Annotated in this window: 39 protein-coding genes and 1 tRNA gene; 10 read left to right on the top strand and 30 right to left on the bottom strand. The window is 60.2% G+C overall.

All coding sequences use genetic code 11. From position 1 onward, the window contains the following. Positions 1–58: 58 nt before the first annotated feature. The 9 genes from SJ05684_RS05050 to SJ05684_RS29955 form a co-directional block, all read right to left on the bottom strand. Entirely contained in the window at positions 59–592 is a 534-nt protein-coding gene (locus SJ05684_RS05050) for a hypothetical protein (protein WP_034858700.1), read from the bottom strand. After that, on the bottom strand, positions 580–1,221 hold the full coding sequence (locus SJ05684_RS05045) for an FkbM family methyltransferase (RefSeq protein WP_050980185.1): 642 nt from the start codon (positions 1,219–1,221) through the stop codon (positions 580–582). Before SJ05684_RS05045 ends, SJ05684_RS05050 begins: the two co-directional genes overlap by 13 nt. Further along, positions 1,218–1,379, bottom strand: a complete 162-nt coding sequence (locus SJ05684_RS29485) for a hypothetical protein (RefSeq protein ID WP_157212017.1) — start codon at positions 1,377–1,379, stop codon at positions 1,218–1,220. Before SJ05684_RS29485 ends, SJ05684_RS05045 begins: the two co-directional genes overlap by 4 nt. Further along, positions 1,367–1,894, bottom strand: a complete 528-nt coding sequence (locus SJ05684_RS05040) for a hypothetical protein (RefSeq protein WP_244426720.1) — start codon at positions 1,892–1,894, stop codon at positions 1,367–1,369. Before SJ05684_RS05040 ends, SJ05684_RS29485 begins: the two co-directional genes overlap by 13 nt. 91 nt (positions 1,895–1,985) lie before the next feature. After that, on the bottom strand, positions 1,986–2,180 hold the full coding sequence (locus tag SJ05684_RS05035) for a hypothetical protein (RefSeq protein ID WP_034858694.1): 195 nt from the start codon (positions 2,178–2,180) through the stop codon (positions 1,986–1,988). 270 nt (positions 2,181–2,450) lie between these two features. Next, a complete protein-coding gene (locus tag SJ05684_RS05025) occupies positions 2,451–3,521 on the bottom strand; it encodes a minor capsid protein (protein WP_034858688.1) in 1,071 nt (356 codons plus the stop codon). Further along, a complete protein-coding gene (locus tag SJ05684_RS05020) occupies positions 3,505–4,944 on the bottom strand; it encodes a DUF4055 domain-containing protein (RefSeq protein WP_034858685.1) in 1,440 nt (479 codons plus the stop codon). The genes SJ05684_RS05025 and SJ05684_RS05020 overlap by 17 nt, the downstream gene beginning before the upstream one ends. Next, entirely contained in the window at positions 4,944–6,425 is a 1,482-nt protein-coding gene (gene terL, locus SJ05684_RS05015) for a phage terminase large subunit (protein ID WP_244426719.1), read from the bottom strand. Before terL ends, SJ05684_RS05020 begins: the two co-directional genes overlap by 1 nt. Further along, positions 6,397–6,867 (bottom strand): terminase small subunit, encoded by a 471-nt coding sequence (locus SJ05684_RS29955; RefSeq protein WP_050980184.1) that lies wholly within the window; start codon positions 6,865–6,867, stop codon positions 6,397–6,399. Before SJ05684_RS29955 ends, terL begins: the two co-directional genes overlap by 29 nt. Positions 6,868–6,892: 25 nt before the next feature. Between SJ05684_RS29955 and SJ05684_RS29480 the strand changes: the two genes are divergently transcribed. Next, positions 6,893–7,111: a hypothetical protein gene (locus SJ05684_RS29480; RefSeq protein WP_157212016.1), complete on the top strand. Its 219-nt coding sequence runs from the start codon at positions 6,893–6,895 to the stop codon at positions 7,109–7,111. Between the two features lie 161 nt (positions 7,112–7,272). Here SJ05684_RS29480 and SJ05684_RS05000 read toward each other — a convergent pair whose 3' ends face one another. The 19 genes from SJ05684_RS05000 to SJ05684_RS29475 all read right to left on the bottom strand — a co-directional run bounded on the left by SJ05684_RS05000 (position 7,273) and on the right by SJ05684_RS29475 (position 18,717). Beyond that, positions 7,273–8,055: a DNA-methyltransferase gene (locus SJ05684_RS05000; RefSeq protein WP_034858680.1), complete on the bottom strand. Its 783-nt coding sequence runs from the start codon at positions 8,053–8,055 to the stop codon at positions 7,273–7,275. 255 nt (positions 8,056–8,310) lie between these two features. Further along, positions 8,311–8,383 (bottom strand) — tRNA-Trp (locus SJ05684_RS04995). A 384-nt stretch (positions 8,384–8,767) separates the two neighbouring features. Further along, positions 8,768–9,340, bottom strand: a complete 573-nt coding sequence (locus SJ05684_RS04990) for a hypothetical protein (protein WP_157212015.1) — start codon at positions 9,338–9,340, stop codon at positions 8,768–8,770. A 56-nt stretch (positions 9,341–9,396) separates the two neighbouring features. Then, complete coding sequence (locus tag SJ05684_RS04985; RefSeq protein ID WP_034858674.1) at positions 9,397–9,816, bottom strand: hypothetical protein; 420 nt, start codon at positions 9,814–9,816, stop codon at positions 9,397–9,399. Continuing rightward, positions 9,813–10,040, bottom strand: a complete 228-nt coding sequence (locus tag SJ05684_RS04980) for a hypothetical protein (RefSeq protein WP_034858671.1) — start codon at positions 10,038–10,040, stop codon at positions 9,813–9,815. The genes SJ05684_RS04985 and SJ05684_RS04980 overlap by 4 nt, the downstream gene beginning before the upstream one ends. Further along, positions 10,037–10,249 (bottom strand): hypothetical protein, encoded by a 213-nt coding sequence (locus SJ05684_RS04975; RefSeq protein ID WP_034858668.1) that lies wholly within the window; start codon positions 10,247–10,249, stop codon positions 10,037–10,039. The genes SJ05684_RS04980 and SJ05684_RS04975 overlap by 4 nt, the downstream gene beginning before the upstream one ends. Next, complete coding sequence (locus SJ05684_RS04970; RefSeq protein WP_034858665.1) at positions 10,246–10,830, bottom strand: helix-turn-helix transcriptional regulator; 585 nt, start codon at positions 10,828–10,830, stop codon at positions 10,246–10,248. The genes SJ05684_RS04975 and SJ05684_RS04970 overlap by 4 nt, the downstream gene beginning before the upstream one ends. Then, complete coding sequence (locus SJ05684_RS04965; protein WP_034858662.1) at positions 10,827–11,141, bottom strand: hypothetical protein; 315 nt, start codon at positions 11,139–11,141, stop codon at positions 10,827–10,829. Before SJ05684_RS04965 ends, SJ05684_RS04970 begins: the two co-directional genes overlap by 4 nt. Continuing rightward, a complete protein-coding gene (locus SJ05684_RS04960) occupies positions 11,138–11,443 on the bottom strand; it encodes a hypothetical protein (RefSeq protein ID WP_034858658.1) in 306 nt (101 codons plus the stop codon). The genes SJ05684_RS04965 and SJ05684_RS04960 overlap by 4 nt, the downstream gene beginning before the upstream one ends. Next, positions 11,443–12,879, bottom strand: a complete 1,437-nt coding sequence (locus tag SJ05684_RS04955) for a DnaB-like helicase C-terminal domain-containing protein (RefSeq protein WP_034858656.1) — start codon at positions 12,877–12,879, stop codon at positions 11,443–11,445. The genes SJ05684_RS04960 and SJ05684_RS04955 overlap by 1 nt, the downstream gene beginning before the upstream one ends. Before the next feature lie 38 nt (positions 12,880–12,917). Further along, complete coding sequence (locus SJ05684_RS04950; protein ID WP_034858654.1) at positions 12,918–13,913, bottom strand: DNA-methyltransferase; 996 nt, start codon at positions 13,911–13,913, stop codon at positions 12,918–12,920. After that, positions 13,910–15,307, bottom strand: coding sequence for a DEAD/DEAH box helicase (locus tag SJ05684_RS04945; RefSeq protein WP_244426718.1), 1,398 nt, complete (start codon positions 15,305–15,307; stop codon positions 13,910–13,912). The genes SJ05684_RS04950 and SJ05684_RS04945 overlap by 4 nt, the downstream gene beginning before the upstream one ends. A gap of 121 nt (positions 15,308–15,428) precedes the next feature. Beyond that, positions 15,429–16,040 (bottom strand): RuvC family protein, encoded by a 612-nt coding sequence (locus SJ05684_RS04940; RefSeq protein WP_034858652.1) that lies wholly within the window; start codon positions 16,038–16,040, stop codon positions 15,429–15,431. Beyond that, complete coding sequence (locus SJ05684_RS04935; protein ID WP_034858650.1) at positions 16,037–16,681, bottom strand: GcrA family cell cycle regulator; 645 nt, start codon at positions 16,679–16,681, stop codon at positions 16,037–16,039. Before SJ05684_RS04935 ends, SJ05684_RS04940 begins: the two co-directional genes overlap by 4 nt. After that, the gene (locus SJ05684_RS04930; RefSeq protein WP_034858646.1) at positions 16,681–16,995 is read right to left on the bottom strand and encodes a hypothetical protein; all 315 of its coding nucleotides are present in this window, start codon (positions 16,993–16,995) and stop codon (positions 16,681–16,683) included. The genes SJ05684_RS04935 and SJ05684_RS04930 overlap by 1 nt, the downstream gene beginning before the upstream one ends. A gap of 164 nt (positions 16,996–17,159) precedes the next feature. After that, positions 17,160–17,705 (bottom strand): hypothetical protein, encoded by a 546-nt coding sequence (locus SJ05684_RS04925; protein ID WP_034858640.1) that lies wholly within the window; start codon positions 17,703–17,705, stop codon positions 17,160–17,162. After that, positions 17,702–18,151: a hypothetical protein gene (locus SJ05684_RS04920; protein ID WP_034858626.1), complete on the bottom strand. Its 450-nt coding sequence runs from the start codon at positions 18,149–18,151 to the stop codon at positions 17,702–17,704. Before SJ05684_RS04920 ends, SJ05684_RS04925 begins: the two co-directional genes overlap by 4 nt. Positions 18,152–18,316: 165 nt before the next feature. After that, a complete protein-coding gene (locus SJ05684_RS04915; RefSeq protein WP_157212014.1) occupies positions 18,317–18,583 on the bottom strand; it encodes a hypothetical protein in 267 nt (88 codons plus the stop codon). Then, positions 18,580–18,717, bottom strand: coding sequence for a hypothetical protein (locus SJ05684_RS29475; RefSeq protein WP_157212013.1), 138 nt, complete (start codon positions 18,715–18,717; stop codon positions 18,580–18,582). The genes SJ05684_RS04915 and SJ05684_RS29475 overlap by 4 nt, the downstream gene beginning before the upstream one ends. A 118-nt stretch (positions 18,718–18,835) precedes the next feature. Here SJ05684_RS29475 and SJ05684_RS04910 point away from each other — a divergent pair, with 118 nt between their 5' ends. Continuing rightward, positions 18,836–19,102: a hypothetical protein gene (locus tag SJ05684_RS04910; RefSeq protein WP_034858618.1), complete on the top strand. Its 267-nt coding sequence runs from the start codon at positions 18,836–18,838 to the stop codon at positions 19,100–19,102. 5 nt (positions 19,103–19,107) lie between these two features. Here SJ05684_RS04910 and SJ05684_RS04905 read toward each other — a convergent pair whose 3' ends face one another. Continuing rightward, positions 19,108–19,341 (bottom strand): carph-isopro domain-containing protein, encoded by a 234-nt coding sequence (locus tag SJ05684_RS04905; protein WP_034858616.1) that lies wholly within the window; start codon positions 19,339–19,341, stop codon positions 19,108–19,110. 74 nt (positions 19,342–19,415) lie between these two features. Between SJ05684_RS04905 and SJ05684_RS04900 the strand changes: the two genes are divergently transcribed. After that, the gene (locus SJ05684_RS04900; protein WP_244426717.1) at positions 19,416–20,246 is read left to right on the top strand and encodes a LexA family transcriptional regulator; all 831 of its coding nucleotides are present in this window, start codon (positions 19,416–19,418) and stop codon (positions 20,244–20,246) included. A gap of 10 nt (positions 20,247–20,256) precedes the next feature. On the opposite strand, the gene SJ05684_RS04895 is transcribed toward SJ05684_RS04900, so the two are convergent. Further along, positions 20,257–20,628, bottom strand: a complete 372-nt coding sequence (locus tag SJ05684_RS04895; protein WP_034858614.1) for a hypothetical protein — start codon at positions 20,626–20,628, stop codon at positions 20,257–20,259. A 406-nt stretch (positions 20,629–21,034) separates the two neighbouring features. Here SJ05684_RS04895 and SJ05684_RS04890 point away from each other — a divergent pair, with 406 nt between their 5' ends. The 7 genes from SJ05684_RS04890 (at position 21,035) to SJ05684_RS04860 (ending at position 24,496) form a co-directional block, all read left to right on the top strand. After that, the gene (locus SJ05684_RS04890; RefSeq protein ID WP_162098823.1) at positions 21,035–21,418 is read left to right on the top strand and encodes a hypothetical protein; all 384 of its coding nucleotides are present in this window, start codon (positions 21,035–21,037) and stop codon (positions 21,416–21,418) included. Positions 21,419–22,094: 676 nt separating this feature from the next. After that, positions 22,095–22,388, top strand: a complete 294-nt coding sequence (locus tag SJ05684_RS04885) for a hypothetical protein (RefSeq protein ID WP_034858610.1) — start codon at positions 22,095–22,097, stop codon at positions 22,386–22,388. 65 nt (positions 22,389–22,453) lie between these two features. Further along, positions 22,454–22,711 carry a hypothetical protein gene (locus tag SJ05684_RS04880; RefSeq protein WP_050980183.1) on the top strand — a complete coding sequence of 86 codons (258 nt, stop codon included), beginning with the start codon at positions 22,454–22,456 and terminating at the stop codon, positions 22,709–22,711. Further along, positions 22,711–22,917 (top strand): hypothetical protein, encoded by a 207-nt coding sequence (locus tag SJ05684_RS04875; protein ID WP_034858609.1) that lies wholly within the window; start codon positions 22,711–22,713, stop codon positions 22,915–22,917. The genes SJ05684_RS04880 and SJ05684_RS04875 overlap by 1 nt, the downstream gene beginning before the upstream one ends. Continuing rightward, a complete protein-coding gene (locus tag SJ05684_RS04870; RefSeq protein ID WP_095694210.1) occupies positions 22,914–23,249 on the top strand; it encodes a hypothetical protein in 336 nt (111 codons plus the stop codon). The genes SJ05684_RS04875 and SJ05684_RS04870 overlap by 4 nt, the downstream gene beginning before the upstream one ends. Then, on the top strand, positions 23,243–23,467 hold the full coding sequence (locus tag SJ05684_RS04865) for a hypothetical protein (RefSeq protein WP_034858604.1): 225 nt from the start codon (positions 23,243–23,245) through the stop codon (positions 23,465–23,467). The genes SJ05684_RS04870 and SJ05684_RS04865 overlap by 7 nt, the downstream gene beginning before the upstream one ends. 15 nt (positions 23,468–23,482) lie before the next feature. Then, positions 23,483–24,496: a PD-(D/E)XK nuclease-like domain-containing protein gene (locus SJ05684_RS04860; RefSeq protein WP_050980182.1), complete on the top strand. Its 1,014-nt coding sequence runs from the start codon at positions 23,483–23,485 to the stop codon at positions 24,494–24,496.

Raw genomic sequence — 24,496 nt, 5'->3', positions numbered from 1 at the left:
ATAAAAAAAGGCCCGTCACTGACGAGCCGGTTGGGGTCGGGGTTCGGTAGTTTGCGCTCTATTCGAGCCATGCGCGGGACGGAGCCCCGAGCAATTCCTTGGTGCGTCCACTCATCGAACGGACCTTGTCCTTGATATGTGGATAGGCGATCGGCCAGGCATCCCAGAAGCCCGCGACCGCATCCCAGTTCACGTTGTCGAAGAAATGCGGGGTCGCCGTCATCGGCACGCCGCAAAGGACTATCTTTTCGCAACCCAGCTTCTTGATCGCCACTTCCACAGCGAAAAGGCCCGACGATCCGGGCCAGGTATACGGAACCATGAAGGAAAGCGGGAACGCATTACGCCGCGCGGCATGCGTGTTGTCTTCATGAGCGACATGGTGCCTCGCCGGTGCGAAGCCGTTTTCCTGGCGCTGCTTGGCCCATATTCCAAGTTTCTCCGGATGCAGGGTCACCCAATAGTCGACAATGCCGGGATATTTCGCCCCAGCATCGTTGATCGCGATCAGCAGATCGAAGTCACAGAGCGATTCCGCTTGCTCGAGCTCGTCCCAGACGGGCGCCCCGCCGCCGATGACTACCGCCCGCATACCATCACCACGTCGCGGTGCGGCCGCGCCACGACCTCATAGCCGTGCGAGGCAAGGAACTTCTCCGCCTGGTTCTGCTTGTAGCCGTAGCGCTCGGAGAGGCCCTTGTCCTCGATCGCAATGACCGGCTTGAACTTGACGATGGTGGAGAGACCGCCCATCAAGGCCATCATCTCGAAGCCCTCGATATCGAGATAGAGCAGATCCAGCGCCGGCAGGTTCAGATCGTCGAGCGTGACGACCGGGGCGACATCGCCGAGTTTGACCTGATGGGCGCCGGCATTGCCCGCTTCCCGCTCCAGATCGCACCATGTGCCGCCCTTCGAACCGAGAGCGCAGGGCAGCGCCAGGATGTTCTTTGCCGTCGAGGTGTTGTGGACGAGCGCCCGGAAGTTGACCGGATCCGGTTCAAACGTCACTACCCGCTTAAAATCCTGGGCAAGCGACAGAGCCCAGACGCCCATGTTGCCGCCGGCCTGCACTGCGAGATCGAACTTCCGGCAGTGCTTGAGCGCATGGTCCATGTCGGGCACGGTGTCGAACACGACGGCCGCGCAGTCCCGGTCATCGGCAGGCCAGAGCAAGCCGCGCTCCAGCCGGTAGCCGGTGGGCAAAGGCAGAACACTCATCGCGCCACCTCGGTATTGTATGCGCCGAGTTTCCACATAGCTTTGATGCGCGGCGAAACCGACCTGTCGAAAAGACGACGGCCTGCGACATGCCACCAGAAGCGCGGGACGACCGGTATACGGGCTTTGAGCACCTTGAAGCGCACTACAGTTTCCATCCGATGTCTCTTGGTTTCGGCCGACCGTGAAAGATCACCGCTCGGCAGTTGTCGGGAACGCCGCGTTCGGCCATGTGGGCCGCCTTGTAGGATTGAACTTGCCCCGGAAGAACATCCTGCCAAATGGCCGCTTTCCCGAGCCACAGAAGCTCGAGGAACGCTTGATCGCCTCCGCAGGAGTATTGCGCCATGTAATGCGCCGGATCCTCTGTGAAGACTTCCCAGACCTGTTTCCGCACGGCTTCCGGAATGAACATGACCGAGGATTGCAGCCCGTCCGGCCGGTAGACGTCCCGCATGATGGCGAGGCGGCCGATCGATGCCATGTCCGACAGGTCGCCGGTGATGATCGTGTCGAGATCGAAGTAGAGCAGATCGCCAGCGATATCTGCGCGGAACAGTTCCATCTTCGACCACCAGCCGGGCCAGCCTTCCTCGAGCGGGACCATGTCGCAGAGCACATGCATGTCGGTCAGGCAGACGAAGCGATGCGGGATGCCAAGATGCGCGCTCACGCCGGCTTCAAGGCGCAAGACATCCTCAGCGTCATACACTCCGCCAGAGCGAAGGACGCATGCAACTGTGAGCAACGATGTTCCTTGAGGTTTAGATGACGCGCCAGCGAACCGGGTAGCCGAACGGGAACGCCCCGTCAGCGGTTTCGATTTCAAATATCGGGTTATCGCTTCCGGCCGTGTCAGCGTTGAGCAGACCTGTGACTGTGCGCCCGTCTTCCAATTCGACTTCGACGCGCTTGCCCACGTCTTGCCAATCCGGCCAGTCGTCGCTCTCGTGGATCAATCGCCACTCGCTCACACCAACCTCGTCAGCTTCCCGCGGGCCAAGCAGAACCCGCAGTAGATGACCTTCGACCCGCCGAACGGTTGCCCGTCGCGGATCATCCGGCCCTGTTTCATTTCGAAGGTGAGCGCCGTTGCGATGCCCGTGTCCTGTTCGCAGACGCTGCAGGTCAGAACTTCCGGCTCGCCACGCTTCCTTGCGCGATATGCCTTGGGCTTTGCCTCGCCGTCGCCAGCGGGGCCGCCTGGAATCACTCGGAAGCGTTGCGGTTTATCGGTCAATGCCAGCCTTTGCAAAAGCCTCGCTCTCGCGCTTGGCGAGTTCCGCTAATGTATACTCGTGGCCTTTGGCGTCAACAAACCTGTCGAGGGTCAAGCCGCCGCTGCGGAACAGTTTCGCCTTGGCAACCCCGAGAATGTCGTCCTGTACCTCTTTCGGCTGCTTTCTCAGCCAATCCGAATAGGTCATCGACGCCGGGACTTGACCGTCCATTGACGCTCTCGTGCCTTCCGGCGCTTCCTTGAGGTTGATGCCCATTTCCTTCCACGACTTCAGCACAGGGGCCGTCGAGGAGCGGCAGTTGATATGCGCCGGCGGCCGGGGTCCGCTGTCGAGCGGATAGACCTTGCCGTCACGACCGCGACAGACCGCAGTCGTACGATGATCGAGAGTCGCCACCCAGACGACGCCTTTGATGACGTCGCTGTTCGCCTTGTACGTCTCGTTGCGGGCAACGGTGGCGGTGTGGTTGATCGCCGTGCGGACGGTGGCCTCGGCTCCCCTGCGGGAGATTTCGAGAATGCCGTCCTTGTATCGCTGCGCCCTGGTGCCGCGAATGTCCCTGACGATCTGATCCGTCGTCCGGCCTTCGACATAGCCCATGCGGATTGAGTCCCGAAGGCGGCGGTAGGCGCCGGCCTCAAGATCCTTGTACCAGTCCCGCAGCAGCAGGCCGTTGAATGGGCGGGCCGTCACCGCTGCATAAAGCTGTGCGCTGGTCGGCTTGATGAAGTCGAAGCGAACCGGGATAGATCGACCGAGCATGTTCAATTGAAAGTCGCGCTCGTAGGTCGACAGGTCTTTCAGTTCGTCATTCAGCGCCGTGGTGGCCTTGCCATAGGCTTCGGCTATGATGGCGCGCACCGAGTCCAACAGCAGTTCCAGGCGGCGCTGGGTAAAACCCTGATCCCCTACCCCGCGCCTGGCGATTTCATTGACGAGCCGGTCGTCGACCTTATTCAGCAGCGAGACGACCTTGCGGACGACCGACGAGGAATACCGCAGGATGCCGATCTGGTGACGCACCGAGGCGTCTAAGGCTTCCTCATTCGCCGTTGCCATTGTCGCCCTCACCCGACGTCATACCGGCAAGCACCGGATCGCCGGCAATCAGTTCGCTTTCGTCTTCGAATGTGCGTTCCGGGTTGGCGACACCGCCGCGCTGCAGGTTCTCGTAAAGCGTCAGGCGCGAGTAGCCGCCCGACTGCCAGCCGGAGACAAGCGCCATGATCTCCTGCGGCGTCAGTTGCCGATCGATGAAGTCGAGGTTGGGCTTGACAGTGACCTGTTTAGGATCTTCGCTATTCCACACTGCGATCTGGCGCAGTGTCTGCTCGAGACCGGCGGCCGATGCCTTGGCGATCATGGTGAGCGTCGACGTCTGCGTGCCAAGGCGGAGTTCCAATGCCTCGCCCGATTCCGCCGCCCGCTTATTGTCCGCGAAAAGCTGAGCTCCGAAGATAATGGCCCGCTCGAGCGTGTTTTTGATCGCTTTTTCCTGCTCCGCGATGCCAGGGCCGTTGAATTCGAGAAAGCCGCACTCAGCCCCTTCCGGCTCAAGCACCCAAAGCTTCGAAGCTCCGATCGTGATCGGCGCAGCATCCTTATTGACGCCAGACACCCAAGGCGTCGGCTCCGAGGTCATGTGCAAGGCGGTGACGTAGTCCGCGTCAAGCCGGTAGGCCCGGAAGGCGAGCTTTGCCAGGCCATAGAGAGGGATGTCGTCCGGCTCTGTCGTCAGGTCCATCGTGTCGATGAAGGTGAACGGCAGGATCGGCAGGGCGTCCTTGCCCTTGATCGTGGCGGAGACCCACTCGCCTATGAGCCATTCCTTCTTGCCGTCGACGACCTTCGCGACCCATTCGCGCGACAGGAACACGCCGCGCTCGGTATCGACGAGGCATTCACGATATTGCTCGCGGCCGTCCCATTTGTTCGTTACCGGGTTGCGGACCTGGGAGGATTCGTCGAGGACGAGGAAGTAGAGCTTTCCCGTCTCGTCGACGTCCCAATTGATGACGGTTTCCGTGGTGTAGCCGGCGATGTGGAATGCACCGTCTTCCGCAACACCCGCCAGCAGCCCATAGCGCCCCACACGCAGCAATTCTGCGGTGATGCGCTGGTGCAGCCCCTCAAGCGTCAAACCCTCTTTGGTGGCCTTCTCCAAGAGCGGCTTCAGGCTGGACGGCAGTTCATAAACCGACGGCTTCGAATGGATGAGCCCGAGGCAGCCGCGCACCGTGGGTGAAACGATCTCCGGAAACTCCGCCCGGTCCTTGTATGCCTTGTATGCGGCTTCCTTCGCCTGCTGGTCGGACATCGCCCGCATCGCGGACTTCATCGGCAGATACTTTTGATGCCCGACCGTGTCGCGCGCCTTCACGCAGTCTTCGCCGTCGACCGCATCGCGCATCATCCGCCACTGGTCGATATAGGCGTCGTAGCTCGGATGCTTCGCGGTGATGTCGAATTCGGTATCGGTCATCAGTAAAGCCCCGTTATCTCGACTTCGTGCCCGCTCCGCGGTGCGTTTATCAGCTTCCCGAAGGCGCCGGACGAGCCGTCGACCTGGTCTTTGAACGAGCCGCCCGGGAACATGCAGAGCTCGTCGAGGTAGTCCTCATTCCACTCACCCGCGACGAGATAGACGTTTCCCGCCTCGCACTGGCTCGAGAACGGTTCGGCTCGCGTGATCTTGTCGCCCGTTTCCGGTTCGGCGGTCACCTTCCAGCCCGCCAACATTGCGACCATGTCTTTCGCCTGCACCTTGCCGGCCTGTCCTGGATCCTGCGGGAGGCTGATATCGACGCTCTTGCCATCCACTTCCGCTGTGGCCTTGATCAGCATCCTGACCTTATTGCCCTCGTCCTGGGTCTTGACGACGTGGCCGACGATGAACGAGCCATCAGGCGCGCGACCGAGCTTCACGCCGGCGGTGCGCGCTGCGGTGACCTTCTTTGTCGCGGCTAAGTCCCAATGCCTGACCCATCGCGTTCCGGCCGGCGCCTGGCTGATGATCTTGCCGGCGAACCATTCGCGCTTGAACATGCCGCCTTCACGGGGCACGGGCCGCTGTTGATACTGGCCGGCGAATGCATAGGAGCCCATGTCGCGCTTTAGGTTGGCGACAACGTCGGGCGGGAATCTGACAGGGTCCAGAAGCTCGCCGTCATATGTCCGCGGATCTTCGAAGCCGATGCAGGTAACGCACTTGCGCTCCGGCTCGAATTCCATCGGAAGCATCAGGTGGACATAGTCCATGCCGAGTTTCTTGATCACACCCGACACGTCTTCCTCATGCAGGCGCTGCATGATGACCACGATGGCGGATGCTTCCTGATCGTTCAGGCGGTTCTGAGCACCCTCGCGAAACTTGCGGGTCGTCGCCGTGCGCTCTGCCGGGCTCTCTGCGGTCTCAGTCGAATGCGGGTCGTCGATGATCAGCCGATCGCCGCGCTGTGACGTCAGGGAGCCGAAGGGAACGCCTTCCCGCGTCCCTGTCGATGTGTTGGCGAAGGATGTCTCGCCCGTCCGGTTCAGCTTCACTTCCGGCCAGAGCGAGCGATACCACTCCGACAGGATGAGGTCGCGACACTTGCGGGTATCGCGCTTGACCGGGCCATCGTTGAACGCCGTCGTCAGGTAGCGGAGGGAAGCAAGACCCTTCGGCCCCCACTCCCATGCCTGCCACATGACCGAGACGATGACCGACTTAGACGAGCCTGGCGGAACGTTTGCCAGCAGCCGATTGATCCGGCCGTCGGTTATCGCCTCGAGGTGAGCGCAAAGCGCGTCCAGATGCCAGTTCCATACCAGCTTCTGCGTCGGCTCGAGCACATGCCAGGCTTCGCGGACGAACCCCGCAAGCGACTGGCACCGCGCCCGGATACGCTCTGCATCCTTGGCAATACGCTCGCGTTCGGATTCAGCGGCTCGCCTAGCCTTCTCCGCTCGTATCGCCCTCATCATCGCCGCCGGGTCCACCGGCAAGCGGACCAAAGAGAGCTTCGAGGCGTTCGAGGTCATCAGCACTCACGTTGGTCAGATCGACTGTTGAGATCGGGCCGCCGTTGGCGCCCGTGATCTCGCGTTTGGCCGGCGCGTAGCTGCCTTGCATCTTGTTCGCTTCAGCAATGGCAGAGATGGCCACACGCGCGTCTTTCTCTGCGGCGGCATCGAATATCGTCTTGAGGGCTAAAAGCCTGTCAGCGGCCGTCCATTCGGCCCTCTCGGCCACCCTGCCCTGTATCTCTTCAACACGTCGACTGATGTTGACATTTGTTGACAACCGCGATGCGGCGGTTCGATCGCCCTTGTACCCGGCGGCCGCATATGCATCCGTCGCCGTCTTGCCTTTGGCGAGCGCCTGGGCGAACTTCTCGTGCCGCGCGTTCTTTAGGACGGGCATCAGTTAACCTTCGAAGGGGGTCATCATGTCGTTTATCTCAAAGCTTCGTGCGAAGGTCCGCGCTTGGACTGCCTCGAACGAGGAGGCTGCCGAGCGTTACCGTGAACAGCGCCGGCTTCTCGCAGATGCCAGGAAAGAGGCGCATCAGAACGACCTCGCGATTGCTCGAGCAGACCAGACCCTGTTGCGCGACCGCTTGGCCAAGATGGACGAGAAGCTTGAAAAGGCAGAGAAGAAGCGTTGAATCCCGACTTGCCCACTTCAGCGCGTTCATGAAGGGAATGCCACCCCGGAGCGGCGCGCTGGCTTCTACAGCCACGAGTGAAGGCCTTGTGCCAAGTGTCGGTTGACTCGGGTGAGATGTCCGCTCCTGCGAAAACTATTTCCCTGGCTTCGGCTTGCCGGTCATTGGTCCGAACCAGCCGGGACGCCATTGAGGCTTGGGCATGAGGCAATACGCTTCTTCGCTATCTCGAAGTAGATCGGATCTCGCTCGATGCCGATGAACTTCCGACCGTGGACCAGAGCCATCTTCCCGGTCGTTCCCGATCCAAGGAACGGATCGAAGACCGTATCGCCCTCGTTCGACCAGCTTAGAATGTGGTCGCGCGCAAGGCATTCTGGGAATACCGCAGGATGTCCAGATCTGTCGCTCCCTACCGAATAAGTCCAAATACTTGTTCGGTACTTGTGCGGATGAACCGCCCCGCCTGAATTAAATGCAACGCTTCTCCCATCGGCTAGCCTCTGCTTTGAGCCGCCCACAAGGCCTTTTGAAGGGACCATGATGGGGTTAAACGATTCTGGCTTTCCCTTGCTCCATACAAACATATATTCGAAGCATGGCTGATAACGGTTATGATGATAAGGAACCGGGTTCTGCTTCTCATAAATCATCGTGTCATGCAGCCGGAACCCGCATTCCGTCGCGTGGAGCGCCTGACGAAAGCTGGTGCCAGTCTCGCTTCCCTTGACCGTGGCGTCTCCAACCACCCAGACAACCACGCCTCCCTCTTTGGTGACGCGGTACAGTTCAGCAATGATCGCCTTCCACTTCTCAGGCGTCCAATCGTTCAGCGTGCCGTTATAGGTGCGCAGATTGTCGTAGGGCGGAGACGTGACAGTCAGGTCTATGCAGCCGTCATCCATGCCTCGTATAACGTCGAGGCAGTCACCAAGCAGAAGCATAAAGATCCCACCTCGTGACTGATGCACTCAAACGAAAACCCGCCCCTGCGAACAGAGACGGGCTGTGATTGTCAGGACGGGCAGTCCGGTATATTCGCCTACGGGACCGATACCCTCTGAGGTGCGGTGTTTGCTTCTTCCGGCGCAGTTCCGGCGTCCGCTATCTGCCGCTTCGGCTACTTGCCATCACTCCGCCGCGGTCCTGATGAGTAACCCGCAACGGTGCGCTTCTGTGAGAGGCGGAGCGGGTCTTGTTGGCACCCGGTGCGGGAATCGAACCCACGTAATCGGTTTTGGAGACCGACGCTTTACCACTAAGCTAACCGGTATGGGTTCAGGAAGCCGGGGCATGATCCGTCACCACGCCGGAAACCGGCTGTGATAGGCCCTTATGGCACTCGCTTCCCGATCTCGGTGAGGCATTGCCGCGAATTGGCGCCCTCCCTAGGTAGCCAGTTATTCCCCGGCTGGGGCTACTCCACGCGACGAACCTAAGTCCGTTTCTGCCTTTCGGCTTCATCAGGCGTAAATGCCGGGCCAGATGTCCACACGTTCGGAGGGCTGGTGGACCACACGCCTTTGCTGCCACCTATGTGGCGAATTGGTGGAACCCGCGCGTTCTGCCCGCGCCTTTTCGCTCATGACCCCTGTAAAGAGGATCAAAGTCGGGCGATCAACCCCGCTGCTGGCTGCTTGCCAAAGGCCCCGATCTCTATGCCGCCTTCCTCGCTTGGCGCTGGCGGCGGCGTTCGTTCTGGAGATTGGCCCAAGTGAAGTCTTGCGCCTCTGGCTGCATCTCTCTGGTGAAGGCGTCCGGCGCCATCCATGAGTAGGTGCGCGTCTCTCCGATGTTGGCACTTTTATCGCCGATTTCCGGGGTGTCTTGCAAGGCGCTGTTTTCTGAATTGTGTATATCGATCAATGCGTTACGAAGAAGATGGGCCGTTATTTCCGTCGATGCACGCCGCCGGCACTCATTCCCGTAGTTCCGATGGATGTGTTCTATATCCTTGCACCAGCGATTGAAAGGCATTCCGCCGGCCTTCGATCGCGACCAGGCCCAGAGGCATCGCCGGTCGCGTTCCCTGCTGACGAGGACGATCAGGTTCATACACTCTTCCCAAATCGCCACGTCCTTGGTCTGCATCCTCGTCGATCTAGCATCCCAGAAGGCTTGCCGTTCTTCGATGAGACGGTCTGTTCCCCATCCGAGCATGTCGTCGAAGTCATGGACATAGGGCATGGCCTGGGCCTTGAGGCGTGCCGGGCGGGCGGTGTCGGGCAAGCGCCGGTCGATCTCCGCGCCTCTTATGAAAAGCTCTTCGATTTCCTCTGGCGTCATCAAAGCTCTCCGATTTGTGGCTCGCCATAGACACGACGGAGCCGTTCATAAACCATGCCTGATAGGGCGTCACGTTGCTTTACTGTCCCGCGCAGCCCCTGGGCGAGGTACTGCAGATATCCGATCGGCATCCTGTCCCACAGGGATAGCCACAGAGAGGCGTCCTGCTCTATCTCGGCATGGAATACCCGCACCATGTCCGAGGCCATCCATAGCCCTACCTCGTCGACTGCAGCCTTGTTGTTTTCCGTCTCCGCCAAGGTGGTCAGCACGAGGCGGGCATGCTCTTCGCCGTATCGCTCGATAATCCGGCGAATGGTGTTGGTCGCGCGCGTCTGCCCGATGCGGGGATAGGCCGTGCTCTCGATGCACTCGATGCCGACTTCCTCGCAAAGGGCTTTGACACGCGGGTCGATCACTGCCCTGCTCCTCCTGCGGCACATACGCCGATGCCAGTCACCCCGATCACGTCGTTTTCCCATTTGAGCGGAGTGAACTGGTGGCGATAGAGAAGGATCAAGACCGGGTGGCCGGTGACTGCATAGAGCCCGGTCGCGCGATCGAAGCTCTTGACCTCGACGGTGCGACCGTCTCTCATCCGCACCTCGTCGCCGATCGCGATGGGTTCGTGGTCGCCGGTCATCGCTCCCACTCTCCCCGTCCGCCGTTGTTGGCATAGCCCGCATAAGGGATGACCTTCGGCTTCTCTAAATGCTTGGCCCGCTTGAACTTCATCCGCATCCGGCCGTCGACATAGGCCGACGATACCCATTGCAGGCCCTTGCGCTTGTGCTTGGCTATCAGACGATCCTTGTCGGCCGCACTGGTCGGGAATTCAAAGGTGACGGTCATCGCTTCGCCCTCTCCCTCCGGCGCAAGTTCTCGCGCTCGCGGAGTCCAGGGTTCAGATACTTTTGAACCGTCGTCCTATTCACCCCCGCTGCTTCTGCGATCTGCGGGTAGGTGAGCCCCTTCGATCGCAGCCTTTTGATCTCTTCGACCTTATCTGCGGGGATGCCCTGCCACCTCGGGGCTTCTCCCTTAAAGGCGTCGAGCACGGCGGAATGGTGAAGGCCGCCGAACAGCCAGCCGATCCGAACCGAACTCATCTGCGGGTATCGCGCCTTCACCTCCCTGATTAGCTGACGCCTCGCGACGACTACAGGGTACGCCCTGATCTTTGGGTCTACGATTTTGGCGTGCGGCAGATCAGACATCTTGCATCGCATTCGCACATACGAGGACGCTGATGGGCATTCGGCCACTTTGGCCATGAATTCCCGGTACGCCTTCACATGCGCGTCTGCGGGGCTGTCTGGCCGTTTCGGCTGCTGCTCCTTCGGCTTGACAGCAAGGTTGACGACCCGGCCGGAGCCCATCAGTCTTGCCCGACGGGCGGTGATCTCGGCAGGGGATGGAACATGCAGGTTCATGCGTCCACCTTCGCTTTCTGCTCGGTCAGCATGTCGGTGAAAACGCTGATGTCGGTCTTGCGATCGACGACGGGGCGGAAGCGGGCGGCGTTGAAAGATGCCTCGTCGTCCGTCCCAGGCGTGGTGTGGTTGACCAATTCGTTGAGCAGGATGAAAACGATGCCCTCAAACGGCGGCCGAATACGGCGGATCGTATAAACGACTTCCGGAGAAGGGAGAACATCACCGTTTATCGTGGCTCTGATAATGGCGTCGGCACCATAGGGTTCGGCAAGGACAACCTTCTGCCCGACGTAGAAATTGCACGTCATGCGGACCTCCTTTGCTTTGGTTTCGGGGATGCGCTGCCTTTCTGCTTGAAGACCCGCTCGGCTTCGGCCTTGTGCGCCGCCAGCTTGTCGCCACTGCGAACCATGACGGGCTGCTCGAGTTGGCTCTTGCGCCGCCACGCCACGAGTTCGGCTTCGACCTCGGACGTGAAATACATGATCGGTCCCGGCTTCCCGTCGTTGCGGAGAAACCGGACAGGCTCGTGCTTGGCCTTCCAGACGAGGCGGTATTCGCCCTTCCATCCTTTGGCTGTTAGGACGCCTCTTGCTTCGGCGAGGTTCATCAGAGCATCCTCGTCTGCGCGGTCTGCTGCAGGTCGGTGAACATCGTCCGCGGTCCATCCCACCCTACTTCGCGGCGTTGCGGCCATCTCGTATGGCGGGAGAGCGCAAGCACGATTTCCGCCTTGTCCTTCACCGTCGACATGACCTCTTCCCAGATTGGATGCAGATCGGATTGTTCGGCCGGCTCGAGCTCGGTCAGGATGGTTTCGGCCCGGAAGGGAATGATCACCTGGTTGGCGTCCTTCTCGCAGGAGCCGAAGATGTCGCCGTATTTCGGCCGGCGGCTGATCGCGGCCAGATAGGTCTTGCGGCTGATGTTGCGGTCGGTGATCTCGAAGGTGTTTTTCTTGAGTTGGGCCGCCGCGACAATCGGCAGATTGCATTCCCCTGCAGCCATCTTCAGAGACCGCGTGACGAGCGGCGCGAATTCCGCGTCACTCATGCGTGTCTGGCCCGCTTCGCGCTCCACGAGGCCGATATGGTCAACTACGGCCATGCCGCCGGGGTGACGCTTGGAGAAGTCGGCAATCTCGCGCTTGATCTGCCGGAGCGTCATAGAGTCGTCGCGGATATAAACCCGGTCTTGCCACGTCTCGGCATTGCGGCGGGCCTGATCCAGCTTTTCATATTCCTGATCGGAGACCTTGCCGCGGATCTGCCGCCATGCCTGGATATCGGTGAGCCGGGACAGCGCCCGATGCGCCAGTTCCTCGTCCTTCATCTCGCCGGAATTCACCCATGCCGCATGGCCGTTGATGGCGGCGCCGGCAATGATCTGTTCGATAAGGGTCGACTTGCCCTGCTTGGTCGCACCGCCCACGATGATCAATTGGCCCGGAAGGAATGGCCCGATCATGTTCATCAGCCATGACAGGCCGTAGTCGACGCCGGCCACGCCTTTGCCCTGGTAGGCGTCTGCGGTTGAAGCCAAAGCCCGCTTCGCTGCATCGGCCAGCGTCTTTGCCCGCTGCTCGCCATTGAGAGCCCTCACGACTTCATCGAACCGCACCCGGAGCGCGTCGACCTGATCCATGATCTCGATGTCTCTGGAGAAGGCTGCATCCTCCAGCTTCTCGCCAAGCGTGATGCAGGCGCGCCGGGCGGCGCAGTCCATGATCGCTCGCGCGTAATCGGGAGCGCTTACGACGTTGACCGCATTGGATGCCAGATGCGCCAGGTATTGCGCCACGGTCATCGTCCCGACCTGGCCCTCGGGGACGAGCATCTTGACGGTGACCGGATTCGCGATCCGGCCCGCTTTGCGCATCTCGCAGATCGCTTCCCAGATTTCGACGTGAAGTCGCTCGAAGAAGTGTCGGGCTTCGAATCCAGAGGGCAGTACGTCAAATGCGGCATTGTTGACGAGTACCGCGCCGATCAGCGCGCACTCTGCGTCAAGATTGGCGGGCAACTCGCGCTGTGTGCCCGAGTGCATCGCCCTTTCCTCGGTGGATAGGTCTCTCGCGTGGGCGTTCATGCCACACCAGCCATTGAAAAGAGGCTGTCGGTCGCCGCCTTGTCGAGCTCGGCGATGTTCTTGACCGCTTGGCGGAAATAGGACGGCTTGAGCTCGAACCCGATACCCTTGCGGCCGAGTTTGACCGCGCTGTAAACCTCGCTGCCGATGCCAAGGAACGGCGTCAGGACGGTTTCACCGGGTGCCGACCACAGATCAAGGCAACGCTCGATCACGTCCAGTTGCAGCGGGGAAATATGCTGCTCGTCCTTCTCGTCGCGGCCGGCGCGATATTGCAGGGTGTTCGTCTGGTTGATGTCCGTCCAGACGGGCGAGGCATAACGCTGCCAAACGAGGATCGATCGCCATTGCTCGAACGGCCATGCCTTGCGGCCCTCTGCCTCGGTCTGCTTCCGGTGGCGATCGTATGCCTCTCGGCTGATGTCGAGGCTCTCGTCGCCAGACCAGCGATCGAACATGCCGGAGACCGGGTTTTCGTTGTCGCCCGGCTTGCGGAAGCTGACGATGTAGTCAGCAAGTCCCATGCCGCTAATCGTGCTGTCCTTGGTGATCTGCTTATGCAAAAGCCGGATTGACTTGGTGCGCTGCTGCGCAATCACCGGGTCTTTCCAGATGCAGACCTCGGAATGGAAGATCCAGCCAGCGTCCTCGTAGGCCCGGACGATTTCGCCACGGAAGTCGCGCATGCCGATGAAGCCGTGCCGCGTCTTGCTCGTGGGAAGCTGCATGCAATGAACGGAATGAATGCGGCCCGGACGGGTGACGCGAAAGAGCTCGGAGATCAGGAAGGCGTAATGCTCCCAGAATGCCGGCCCGTCGTTGTTGCTGATGTCACGATCATAGTTAGAGAACTTGTACAGTCCCTCGAACGGCGGGGAGTGAATGCCGAAGTGCACACTGTCTCCAGGAACGGCGCGGATGAGCTCGCAGGCGTCGCCCTGGTAGATCGCATAACGATCGGTCACGACTTGATCGACGGCGTTCACTGTCATGCAGCGCACTCCCCTACCCATGCTGGAATTGTCATTGGAACTTGCGGGTTGTAGTCGGGCCGATCACGCACAGAACCCCGTACAATCGCGCTCGACAGGTCCGCCATGTGGAGAACCATCGCGGCGGCCATTCGCTCTGCGTCGGCTTCCTTGCGGCGAATATTGGCAACCGTGGCGCCTTCCATCTCGGAGGCGATGAAATGCACGTTGACCGGCTTTGTCTGGCCGAAGCGCCAGAAGCGGCGGATTGCCTGATAGACCTGCTCGAAGCTGTCATTGAGCCCGACGAACCCGGTATCGGCGCAATGCTGCCAATTCATTCCGAACCCGGCGATTGATGGCTTTGTGATCAGAACGCGGATGCGCCCTTGCGAGAAGTCGACCAGCTTTCGGCGCTTGTCATCATCTTTGTCGGAGCCGGACAGGTTGACTGCGCCGGGGATGGCCTTGGCAAGACCGTCCGCCTCCGAATTGAGGTTGCACCACCACACGAACGGACGATCGGTCGGCGTGATCTTTGCCGCGAGCTCGACACGTCCCTCGACGCTATCGCGGCGGGCCGAAATTCGCTCTTGCAGCGTCCGCGCCTCAATCGGGAACAACAGCCCCGTATCCATGCTCGGGGCATAGTCGACCTGGACGGTGTGAGACGAATAGTTGAGCGGTGGCAGGTCATAGCCGGCGTTGTCGTAGCCGAGATCCGATGGCTTGCGGAGCATGACGGCCCAGGACGCCATCCACTTCCAGAACTCTGTTTCAGCGTGGCCTTTCAGGCGCCATTTCTGAGTGTCGCCGCCGTCGTGGGTGAAGAACGTTGCGAGCATGTCGGTGTAGGACATGACGCCGAGAAACTCGGCGTGGTTGCCGAGCTCCATAAAGTCGTTCGGGGCCGGCGTCGCCGTCGCTGCCAGGCGGAACGGCACCTTCGCGCATTCCTCGATCAGCCGCGTGCGGTACTTCCCGTCCGTGCTCTTGAGAATGGAGCTTTCATCCAGAACCACGCCGCCGAATGCCGACAGGTCGAAATGATCCATCTTCTGGTAGTTCGAGACGTTGACGCCCCATCCTTCCTCGGGATGGAAGGAAACGAGATTGGCAGCCATGCCGAACTTCTCAGCTTCGGAAATGTGCTGCTCGGCAACGGCGAGCGGCGCGAAGATCAGGACGGCCTTGCGGGTGTGGTCAGACACCCGGCTCGACCATGTGAGCTCCATCAGCGTCTTGCCTAGTCCCGTGCCCGCAAAGATGGCGGCGCGCCCGCGGCGGAGTGACCAACGCACGATGTCGCGCTGGTGCGGCTTGAGGACGTCCGGCAAGGACACTTCGGAGGCGATGCCGGTTTCAGGGTCGACGAGGCGCTTGCGTTCGAGGAATTGGCTGTAAGCGTCCATCATGCCGCCCTCCTCTTGTCTTCCGTCTTGGTAGGCTTGCGGCATTCCTCGCACCAGCGCTCGATCACCTCGGCGGCGGTCAGGTCACGCTTGCAATCTGGGCAGCGGAGAGAGTGGGGAATGGTCATGCGGCCGCCCTTTCGTGTCTCTGCTGAAGCATGTTCTGGAATGCGGGCCGGTAGCGGCCGGCGTGAATCTGAGCACCGCGCCAGCAGATGGCGATTGCGGCGGCCTCGCCGGCGTTGTGCGCAATCGTCTTCTTCGTTGGCAGGGTGATGCCTTCGCGCTCGCATTGCGTGACGATCGCCTCTTTCCAGAGGTATTCGATCTTCTCCATCCGGCCCTTTTTGTCAGGCTTGGCGAGCTTGATGACCTTGTGCGGCGGTTTGAACCCTTTGCCGTAAAACATCACGCGCCAGGTCGCCGAGGAGATCGTGCCCCACGGAATCCCGAAATTCGCCACGGTGGAGAGCACCGCCCCATGAAGCATGCAGGAGACGACCGTCGCCAGCGTACCGCCGGGGCTCATCTTCAAGGCCGTTTCCATGATGACGAAATCGGGACGGAATCGCTTGATCAGCGCCGTCACCTTGAGCCCCATCTGATCGGCGCAATATTCGATCGATGCCTTGGCCGGGAACTCGAGCACGTCGCACTCGATCGACGAGACGTGCTTGCTCGTGTCGTAGAAGGCCCAGCCGGCGGTTTTGCTCGTGTCGAAGGAGAGGATCTTCATGCGGTCCTCCGGCTGACAGCGGCATGGGCTGCGCAATACGGCCTGCCTTCGGCCCGTGGGGCGCCGCAGCAAGGCATCGTGGGGCCGTTGGGGCTATCGGGGCTCGAGACCGGGAAACGGCACTGGTTGAGCCGCAAATCGACAAAGGCGACGGGTTCCACCCCAGCCAGAATAAACCGACGCCCGTCAGCAGCTGCCTTCCCCTCGGATTGTTCGAACAGTTCGTCGAGATTGTCGGGGATATCGAGGCGGGGCTTGCGCGGTCGGTATTGCTTGGACCGATCGACGGAGAACATCGGCTTGTAGCGCTTCTTCACCTGGACGAACGCCGCCTTGGACACGTCGAGAGCATCCGCGACTTCTTCCTCGGTCCATCCGGCTTTCCAGAGATTGGCGGCGGTCGATAGCCGGGCTTCCGTCCAGACCGAGTTCTTGCGGGGAGCGATTGGCTTACCGTCGGTCTTGGTTGCTTCCGGGTTCCGCTTGGGGAAGTCGTCCCTGTTGCGGTTCATCCGCCCGGCGACTTGGCATGTCGTCATCCCCAGGGCGTTGGCGATCTCCGATTGCGAGGCACCGCCGGCCCACATGTACATCGCTTTTCTATGGCTGATGTCGTTCCATGAGGGGGTTTGCTTGAGCATCACGCAGCCTCCGGGATCAGGCGATAGACGCCGTGCTTCAGTGGCGGGTTGCGCTGGATGTGGTAGCCGTAGCGGTCGAGCTTCTGGCGGATGCGAGAAACGAGTTTTGCCGTCCGGTTCATCTTCGATTCGGCGGTGCCGAGATCGCCGAACAGATGGATAGAAAGATCCACCTTGGCGATACCTTCCGGGCCCGAGGCGAGAAGCTTGTCGAAGACGCGGATTTCCGCCGGAGTTAGGCAGCCGCGCACCTTGTCAGGTTCCGGTAATTCTCCGAGGTGACCGCCGCAGGTCGGGCATGTGACGCAGATCATGTGAACCTCTTGAGAAAGCCCCCGAGAAGCATTCGCGCTCCTCGGGGCAGGTAGCCTCGCCGCAAAGCTGTCATGGCGGCAGGCCGGGGAGAGAAAGGCCGGGGCATTCGCGCCCCGACAGGTGTTGCGGCCACGCCTGGGAGGGGAGCCGGCCGCCTAGAAACTCATGCGGCGTCTTCGAAAGGATCGGAGCCATCCGCCGGCGGCTCTTCCTTCGATGCGGCGGCATTGATGCGCGCCAGGATGTCGGGAATGTCGGACTCGTATTCGGCTTTGCCGGCGTCGTAGGAATCCAGCCACAGCTTGTCGTCGACGGAGCCGGCGTCGTAGCCGGAAACTCGGTCAAGGCCGGTCAGGCCTGCATGGAAGCCCTTGGCGCGGATCATCTGTTCGCCGTCGACGCGGTCCATTTGGGAGAGAAGGTCGCCGCCGCTGGTCGCCGGGATGTAGCCGAGCCACTCGAGATTTTCTCGCTCGGACTTCAGCTTATCGACCGGCTTCTGATGGTCTTCGGCTTGGAAGGCTTTCAGGTAGTGGTCGAGCTTCTGCGCGGGGAAGCCGCTTGCCTTGGCGTTCTGGCGGTTCGACTTCTTCTCCTCGCCGAGCGCCTTTATCTTCGCCGCAATGTCGCGGTCTTTCTTGTGGTAGTAGGCGAAGAGAACGCGGCGTTCGCGCTCTGCCTTGCTGTTATCGCCGATCATAGCCGTCATTGAGAGATGTCCTTTTTGCGTGTTTGAAGCTCATCAGAGAGAGCTTGAGCTTCAGCAGCCAAAGCCTCGATTTGAGCTTTAAGATCCTGAAAACGATCACTGGCGAACCTCTTCCGGTATATGTCCATTTCGTGCTGCATCTTGCGGACCTCTTCTTCCCAGAGGCCGAACCATCCGATACGGATGCCGTGAATGAACCCCCATGCGGGTTCCTTGATCTCGCCGGAAAGGAACCGGCGAAGTTGGCGGGCCGTCATCCCGCAACGGGCGGCGACACGTTCATAGGCGTTCATCTGATCGCCGTTGCCGCTGCTCTCTTTCTTGAGCATTCTACGGGCGAACTCCGCCGCCTCTTCTGGGCCGAATGCGTCTACTCCAAACATCGCTTTCGAACTTCCCTTGTTGATTCCCATTGCCAAAATTCGGTCTGAGATTTTCCGAACCATGTTCCGTTCTCCTGATAGTCTTCTTTTTGTGAACAGGAGGCGGTTATGAAAGGCGTTACTCAGAACCTCCTGAACGCTTACTCAGGAACGACAACGGCGGGGCGCAAAGCAGTTTGCGAGACAGGCAAGGCGCCTACGCCGAAGCATGCGAATAAATAAAAATACTCATTGCTGACGCGCCGCTTCTTCGACGCGGGCGCGCTCTTGCTCAGAGGCCCGATAGACGGCCTCGCGAACACCGGCATAGTCCGGGGTCTTAGTTTCCTCGTTCGCCTTCTGGCGGACACGAGAGACGCCCCAGGAAACGATCAGAACGATACCGACGGCCGAGAGGATCAGAAGCGAACCGGTCGCGCCGATCGAGGCAACAGCCATCGCGTGCTTGCCGACTTCGTACGGGCTGGTTGACGTGTAGAGATACGTGTCCATCACCGAGCGGCCTCCGCGTTCTTCTGGTCGCAGTAGGTCTCAGCCTGATCGCGAGTCCCGAAGACGCCCATAATGAAGCCGTCGGCGCGCAAGACCTCATATCGACCGGAAGCCAGAAGGCGATATCTGAAGGTCATGGCGATCAATCCTTGAGGTAGATGTCGTGGAGGACCAAAGCGACCGCGAGCGCGATCAAGACAATCCCGATGGCGTGCATCATTGCCGTGTCTCCCCACTGTTTTCGAAGGTGCTGAAATGACCAAAGCTGCAATCGGTGGAACCGTCGGAAAGGCCCAAGACCTGGATGGGGAATGGGTGTTCCTCTTCGATCGAGGAGCCCCGACCCTCTACGCCGACCTCGTCACCGAAATGCACGAGCGCCGCGGCGTCGTTCACGTCTCCTTCGCCGCCGTATCCATCAATGGCGACGGCATTCCAAAGGGCACACTGGTCGTCCGACTTCGAATGCCGAAGGAGGTTGCAAGGCAGTTCTGCGAAGACCTGCAGGGGCTGGAGGGATGAGCCGGTCATGCCGACACCTCGGCGAGACCAAGGAGCATGTCTGCCGTGATCTCAACGCCGGCCACCTTCCCGACCGCAATCAGGCGCTCCCAGTAGTCCTGCGGGATGCGCTTCCGTTCCTTCCAGCCCTGGACCGTCGAGATGGCGAAGTCCTTGTCGTCGGTGGACAGTAGACGGGCCGTCTTGGACAGGCCGCCCAGCGCTTCGATGATCTTCTCCGCAGGGGAAATGTCGGTCACGGTGTTTGCCTCATTCCGTTCTATTTACGCACTTGTACGTTCTTTGCGTAAATATGTCAACGTGGAAAACGTAAATGAGACTCACGTATGACGATTCGATGCAAAAACCGCCAATCCCAGTGACCGAGAAATTCCGTGAGCTTCGCGAGCGCTCGGGCCTGTCGATGACTGCGCTCGCCAAGAAGATGGGCTATGCGGCGGCCTCGAGCATTCAGCGCTATGAGAGCCAGACCGATTACAAGAAGACCTATCTGGACCCAGATGTCGCCGAGAAGCTAGCAAAGGCCGTCGTAGGGAGGGGAACCCCGCCCATTGAAGCCCGTGAGGTATGGGCGCTCTCCCGGCCGACACCCAGCGGTAATTTGATTTCGAGCTTCGATCCGGACGCAGCAGAGGGGGAAAGCAGCGGCGAAGACGACGTCTATTCGCGGGAACATTGGAGCCCGCAAATCACTGGCGCCCTGCCAGAGATCGACGTGAAACTCGGCGCCGGCGAAGGCGCGGTCGGCGAAGTCATCAACCTGCCGGTCGGCAAGGAAAACGTCTCAGGCCATCGCGTTGTTGCTGAATGGGTGATCCCGCAGGACTATCTGCGTAGCGAGGCCAAGGCTTCGCCTAACCAGACGATCGTCATGGAAGTCATCGGCGATTCGATGTTCCCGACCTACATGCCTGGTGATCGGGTGATCGTCGATCTGTCGCAGAACCGCTTCGTCTCCGACACGGTCTATGCGATCAGCGATGGGCTTTCGGAGCCGCAGATCAAGCGGCTACAGCGCGTCATGTTCAGCGATCCGGTCCAGGTGAAGATTATTTCGGACAATCCCAATCTTGAGACGGTAACCGTCGAGCTTGATCGTCTGACCATCATCGGCAGGATCTGCGGGCACATCGCCCGGAAGTGAAAGCCGGGGATCAGCCCGGCTCTCTCAGGAAGCGCTCGTCTCGTGTCCGAATATCGGCGATCACGATCGCAGTGACCAGAGCATCAAATCTCTCTCTGCTCAAGTGATGGACAGAGCCGCGGCGGTTCTCCTGCGACAGCATGAGCCCGCCTTGTCCGTCAAATGCGTTGCTGACGCGGAAGAGTTCCTGCCCCCCGCCGACGTCCAGAAGATAAACGCCCTCCCCTCGATAGTCCGATACAGGCGCAAGCAATGCATAGTCCCTGCCCCCTCGAAATGTCGGTTCCATCGCGTCGCCAACGACCGCATGAACGCGGAATCGGCCGGACAGCACATTGCCCGGCGGGATAGGCGGAAGGGCAACCCCAATATCTGAAAACATGTGTTCTCCCCAGCAGTCGAAATACCACCTCACGTTATCCGAAGGTTGTATTTTAGCGAGTGGATTTTTTTCAGTCGTGCCCCCTGTGGATTGTCATAAACGCTGTCACATTTCTTTCGCCAGCCGAGCGTCAAGCCGTCGTCTGTGACAGTTTTGTGAAATTGCGGACTAGTCCAGGTATAGGACGCCCCCTAAAAATCATGGGGTGTTTTGTGGTCTGGTTGACGAAAGATAGCCGACCAAGCCGGATTGTGTCCAAAATTGGCGCGCCTTCACTTATCGTAAAAACCTGTAATCTAGCGTGAATTTCGCGCGGTCAGATGGTGGCGTACCATCCGGCTCAATGAAGCGTTGCACAGGAGGGGATTTGGCAATGCGCAGATACTTGACGATGATCATTTTGGCAATGGCGACGCCGGCCGCTGCAGAAGAATGCAAGCCTGACTTCGATCAGGCCAAGGAACACTTCGACGTGGCGTTTGCGTCGATCTACAGGCATCAGGGCTTTGCCTGGGTGTGCTCGCCCTACATCGGCGATGATCTGGCTCAAAGCAGCATCGTCCACGTCGAGGGTCTGCTTGAGGATTTCGGGGTCTCGTCGACCGATGCGACCATTCAGGCCGACGAGCTCAACGCCAAGGCCAGATCCGAGGCGGCCAAGGATACGGAACTCCAATCTTCCGACGCGAGCCGCGACGAGGTGATGATCGCATGTTCGCAGATGATGGATGCGGAGTACCAGAAATTCCGCGTTGATCGGGTGAAGATGCGCAAGGCTCTGTGCCGGTAGGCATAACCAAGGCATTAGGATGGTCTCTAACACACGAGACATCCGACCCTGTGCCGGTCCTGCCGACACCAAAGCATCCGTGGAATGAACCTCTCCTGAAGCTCGGTTTGGTATCCCAGCCGCTAACTGGGTCTAACACCGGGTGTCTTTTTCTCGCGCTGGTCAGGCGCCTTTCTTGTCCGGTACGAGCATCGTCCCTTTTCTTCGGGCGACGGTATAAGCTGCTTCAGTTTTCCCGGCGCGGTGCAAGCGCGTTTCCCCGGCGGGCCATCAACCCCGTTCGATTCCGCTCGGTGAGCCTGGCGCCGATACCGCGAGGGATTTCTTAGCCGGATCGATCGGCGGCGCGGGAGGAACCCCGGGAAAGACCGCTGCCCTTGCGCCTCCGAACACATCATCTTGGCGGGAACCTCCGAGCAGACCCAAGATTTTGCGATTTTCAGCGCCTGACAGCGACCAATCCGATTGCATTTCGTGAGCAGTTTTGCTAAGCAATCGGTAGCACATGGAAGCCATCAGCCCCGGTCGGATCGTCCCGCCGGGGCTTTTCTTTTGGCACACGTACGCACGATACGCAAGAATTTTACGCACTGTTCGTAATTCTGCTTGCGCTTTACGTTTCTTGCGTATAGTCTCTTCTCATCAACAACGGCAACGGCCGGATGGGAGACGAGAGATGGAAAAGGCAAAGGTCAAATACACGCTCACCCACAGCGAAGCGTTCCGTAAGGCTCGCCACATGGCTGAGGTAGCCCGCCCGGCAATCACGGATCACGAATTCTGGAACAACGACTACACGGACGACATGATCGCGATCATCCGCGACCCGTCCTTCATGTCGAAACCGACATTCTTTGCAGCGGCCTTAACCGACGAAGACCGCGACTTTTGCGAACAGTACCTCCTTCGCGCTCGTGAGATCGACATCGAAGACCGCGCCGCCCGCGAGCGGCTCCGCTCCGCCGCCTGATCCGCTTCGGCATCCGCCCTTCACTGCGGCGGATATCGAAACTGATCTCAACCGAGGAAACGACGATGGGCACGATGGTCACCCGCTACCGCGTCGAGAACGCGAAAGGCTGCGTCCTGACCGACGAGGGGTTTTTCACCAGCGAGCGCGACGACGCCGCCGAGTTCACCGATGAAGACGCCGCCCACGAGGAAGCATCGTCTTTCCCGGGCGCAACTGTCGAGGAGTTCCGTCGGTATTCCGACTTCGCGGATCTGATTGTCCGCGGCGCTCGTCTCGACCATCGGGAAGCAATCGACGAATTCAACCGGAGGGCTGGGTGATGAGCGACTGCCGCACCTGCAAGCACAACGCCTATCGCGACATCAAGGACTGCGAATGGGTCTGCTGCGCCCATCCTGTCACGATCGCCAAAGCGCCTCGCCCGGAAGCTGGAGACCCCTCATGGGTCAATGCCATGACCGCCGACATTCGCGCCTCGGAAATGGACCGGGTCGGCGAATGCTCAACATGGGAACCGATGCAATGACCACGAAATACCACACCCGCAAGCCGCTCCTGGTCTCGGTCTCCGGCCTCGATATCGAGCTTGACCTTGATGTCACCTACTCGGTTTCGCGCTATCGCGCCGCGACCCTTACGCAGCCGGAAGAGCCGCGATCGGTCGAGGTCGAGAACATCCGCACCTTCCGAGACAAGGTCGAGATCGTCATTCCCGGCTGGCTGGATGACGCGATTTCGGAGAGCGACGGCTTCAAGTCCTCGCTTCTGGAAGACGCCGCCGACAAGGACGCTGCGGCTGCGGAAGACGCCGCCGAGGCGAAGCGCGAACGCGAATGGGAGGATCAACTGCCATGGTGATCAAGGACAGCATGGAATTCTACCGGGCCTTTCTGGCCTGCCGCTACCTCGAGGAGTCGCTCCTGCTCGCATACGCACAGCAGGAATACGACCCGGCCCCGTCCGGCTTCGGGGCGCGTGACGCCGAAGAGAAGCTCGGCGAGTTGGCGGAAAAGATGGGGTTCGATCTCGTTCGCCGCGAGACAGTCGCAGCCCCCGCCAAGCAAGCCGCCGAATAATCCCGAGAGGAAGTCATGAGCAACCATGTTGATATCGACCGCGACGGCTTCCAGTCGATCGGCGGCATTGCGTCCAAGCTGGTGAACGGCTTCAAGCAGGAGCGCCAGTACCAGGGCGGCCAGATCGATCTTCGCGGCGTCTATGCCGGCGTACCGATCGAGGCCTACCACGGCGATACAAGCCTGTTCCCGAGCTTCTCGATCTCGAGCTCTGGCTTGCGTGCCGTCCTGCGCCGGCCGTCCGAATATTGGGCCTATTCGCCATACAATCCGACGCCCTTCGACCGCGAGGAAAAATCCTCTCTCGAGTTTGGCAAAGCGGCTCACATGCTGCTCTTGGGCGAAGAGGGCTTCAAGGAGCGCTATTCGCTCCGTCCGGCGACGTATCCGGACGAGAAGGGCAATGAGAAGCCTTGGAACGGCAATTCGAACTGGTGCAAGGGCTGGCTTGAGAAACAGCGCGGGGCCGGTCGATCGGTCATCACCGAAAACGAGCTCGGGCATATCCAGAACATCGCTGCCGCTCTAGCGACGAAGGAACCAATCCGGCTCGGCATTCTCAATGGTCGAATCGAGCGGTCGATCTTCTGCAAGCACGGCAACATCTGGCTGAAGGGCCGCCCCGACGTCGTCCCGAACGACAGCGGCGATTTCGTTGACCTGAAGACTGCGGCGTCGGTCGATGACGAAAGCCTGTCCAAGGCGATCTATTCGCACGGCTATCACGTCCAGGCAGGGCTTCTCCGGATGATCGTCCGCGACGTGCTCGGGCCGGATGCCTTCACCTCGTTCACCTTCGTCTTTGTCGAGAAGGCTCCGCCCTACGACGTCCGGGTCCTGCAGTTGAAGGACGAGGACATCGACCTCGGCGAGCGCCAGGCACGCAAGGCAATCGCCATCGTCGAGCGCTGCCTGAAGGTAAATCACTGGCCCGGATACGACGGCTTCGACCGGGAATTCGGATGGGTGGAAATGCCCTCTTGGGCCAAGACCCGGATCAACATCGAACTGCAGGCGGAGGCCGCTTAA

The sequence above is a fragment of the Sinorhizobium sojae CCBAU 05684 genome, assembly GCF_002288525.1.
Taxonomy (GTDB): Bacteria; Pseudomonadota; Alphaproteobacteria; order Rhizobiales; family Rhizobiaceae; genus Sinorhizobium; species Sinorhizobium sojae.
The sequence above is the reverse complement of the archived record's forward strand: the minus strand, read 5'-3'. Positions and strand labels throughout refer to the sequence as shown.

Bases quoted from the DNA above. Each gene is read 5' to 3' on its own strand.
- SJ05684_RS05050 (WP_034858700.1), bottom strand. From the start codon at position 592: ATGCGGGCGGTAGTCATCGGCGGCGGGGCGCCCGTCTGGGACGAGCTC.
- SJ05684_RS05045 (WP_050980185.1), bottom strand. From the start codon at position 1,221: ATGAGTGTTCTGCCTTTGCCCACCGGCTACCGGCTGGAGCGCGGCTTG.
- SJ05684_RS29485 (WP_157212017.1), bottom strand. From the start codon at position 1,379: ATGGAAACTGTAGTGCGCTTCAAGGTGCTCAAAGCCCGTATACCGGTC.
- SJ05684_RS05025 (WP_034858688.1), bottom strand. From the start codon at position 3,521: ATGGCAACGGCGAATGAGGAAGCCTTAGACGCCTCGGTGCGTCACCAG.
- SJ05684_RS05020 (WP_034858685.1), bottom strand. From the start codon at position 4,944: ATGACCGATACCGAATTCGACATCACCGCGAAGCATCCGAGCTACGAC.
- terL (WP_244426719.1), bottom strand. From the start codon at position 6,425: ATGAGGGCGATACGAGCGGAGAAGGCTAGGCGAGCCGCTGAATCCGAA.
- SJ05684_RS29955 (WP_050980184.1), bottom strand. From the start codon at position 6,867: ATGCCCGTCCTAAAGAACGCGCGGCACGAGAAGTTCGCCCAGGCGCTC.
- SJ05684_RS29480 (WP_157212016.1), top strand. From the start codon at position 6,893: ATGTCGTTTATCTCAAAGCTTCGTGCGAAGGTCCGCGCTTGGACTGCC.
- SJ05684_RS05000 (WP_034858680.1), bottom strand. From the start codon at position 8,055: ATGCTTCTGCTTGGTGACTGCCTCGACGTTATACGAGGCATGGATGAC.
- SJ05684_RS04980 (WP_034858671.1), bottom strand. From the start codon at position 10,040: ATGACCGGCGACCACGAACCCATCGCGATCGGCGACGAGGTGCGGATG.
- SJ05684_RS04975 (WP_034858668.1), bottom strand. From the start codon at position 10,249: ATGACCGTCACCTTTGAATTCCCGACCAGTGCGGCCGACAAGGATCGT.
- SJ05684_RS04970 (WP_034858665.1), bottom strand. From the start codon at position 10,830: ATGAACCTGCATGTTCCATCCCCTGCCGAGATCACCGCCCGTCGGGCA.
- SJ05684_RS04965 (WP_034858662.1), bottom strand. From the start codon at position 11,141: ATGACGTGCAATTTCTACGTCGGGCAGAAGGTTGTCCTTGCCGAACCC.
- SJ05684_RS04960 (WP_034858658.1), bottom strand. From the start codon at position 11,443: ATGAACCTCGCCGAAGCAAGAGGCGTCCTAACAGCCAAAGGATGGAAG.
- SJ05684_RS04955 (WP_034858656.1), bottom strand. From the start codon at position 12,879: ATGCACTCGGGCACACAGCGCGAGTTGCCCGCCAATCTTGACGCAGAG.
- SJ05684_RS04950 (WP_034858654.1), bottom strand. From the start codon at position 13,913: ATGACAGTGAACGCCGTCGATCAAGTCGTGACCGATCGTTATGCGATC.
- SJ05684_RS04945 (WP_244426718.1), bottom strand. From the start codon at position 15,307: ATGATGGACGCTTACAGCCAATTCCTCGAACGCAAGCGCCTCGTCGAC.
- SJ05684_RS04940 (WP_034858652.1), bottom strand. From the start codon at position 16,040: ATGAAGATCCTCTCCTTCGACACGAGCAAAACCGCCGGCTGGGCCTTC.
- SJ05684_RS04935 (WP_034858650.1), bottom strand. From the start codon at position 16,681: ATGCTCAAGCAAACCCCCTCATGGAACGACATCAGCCATAGAAAAGCG.
- SJ05684_RS04930 (WP_034858646.1), bottom strand. From the start codon at position 16,995: ATGATCTGCGTCACATGCCCGACCTGCGGCGGTCACCTCGGAGAATTA.
- SJ05684_RS04925 (WP_034858640.1), bottom strand. From the start codon at position 17,705: ATGACGGCTATGATCGGCGATAACAGCAAGGCAGAGCGCGAACGCCGC.
- SJ05684_RS04920 (WP_034858626.1), bottom strand. From the start codon at position 18,151: ATGGTTCGGAAAATCTCAGACCGAATTTTGGCAATGGGAATCAACAAG.
- SJ05684_RS29475 (WP_157212013.1), bottom strand. From the start codon at position 18,717: ATGACCTTCAGATATCGCCTTCTGGCTTCCGGTCGATATGAGGTCTTG.
- SJ05684_RS04910 (WP_034858618.1), top strand. From the start codon at position 18,836: ATGACCAAAGCTGCAATCGGTGGAACCGTCGGAAAGGCCCAAGACCTG.
- SJ05684_RS04900 (WP_244426717.1), top strand. From the start codon at position 19,416: ATGAGACTCACGTATGACGATTCGATGCAAAAACCGCCAATCCCAGTG.
- SJ05684_RS04895 (WP_034858614.1), bottom strand. From the start codon at position 20,628: ATGTTTTCAGATATTGGGGTTGCCCTTCCGCCTATCCCGCCGGGCAAT.
- SJ05684_RS04890 (WP_162098823.1), top strand. From the start codon at position 21,035: ATGGCGACGCCGGCCGCTGCAGAAGAATGCAAGCCTGACTTCGATCAG.
- SJ05684_RS04885 (WP_034858610.1), top strand. From the start codon at position 22,095: ATGGAAAAGGCAAAGGTCAAATACACGCTCACCCACAGCGAAGCGTTC.
- SJ05684_RS04880 (WP_050980183.1), top strand. From the start codon at position 22,454: ATGGGCACGATGGTCACCCGCTACCGCGTCGAGAACGCGAAAGGCTGC.
- SJ05684_RS04875 (WP_034858609.1), top strand. From the start codon at position 22,711: ATGAGCGACTGCCGCACCTGCAAGCACAACGCCTATCGCGACATCAAG.
- SJ05684_RS04870 (WP_095694210.1), top strand. From the start codon at position 22,914: ATGACCACGAAATACCACACCCGCAAGCCGCTCCTGGTCTCGGTCTCC.
- SJ05684_RS04865 (WP_034858604.1), top strand. From the start codon at position 23,243: ATGGTGATCAAGGACAGCATGGAATTCTACCGGGCCTTTCTGGCCTGC.
- SJ05684_RS04860 (WP_050980182.1), top strand. From the start codon at position 23,483: ATGAGCAACCATGTTGATATCGACCGCGACGGCTTCCAGTCGATCGGC.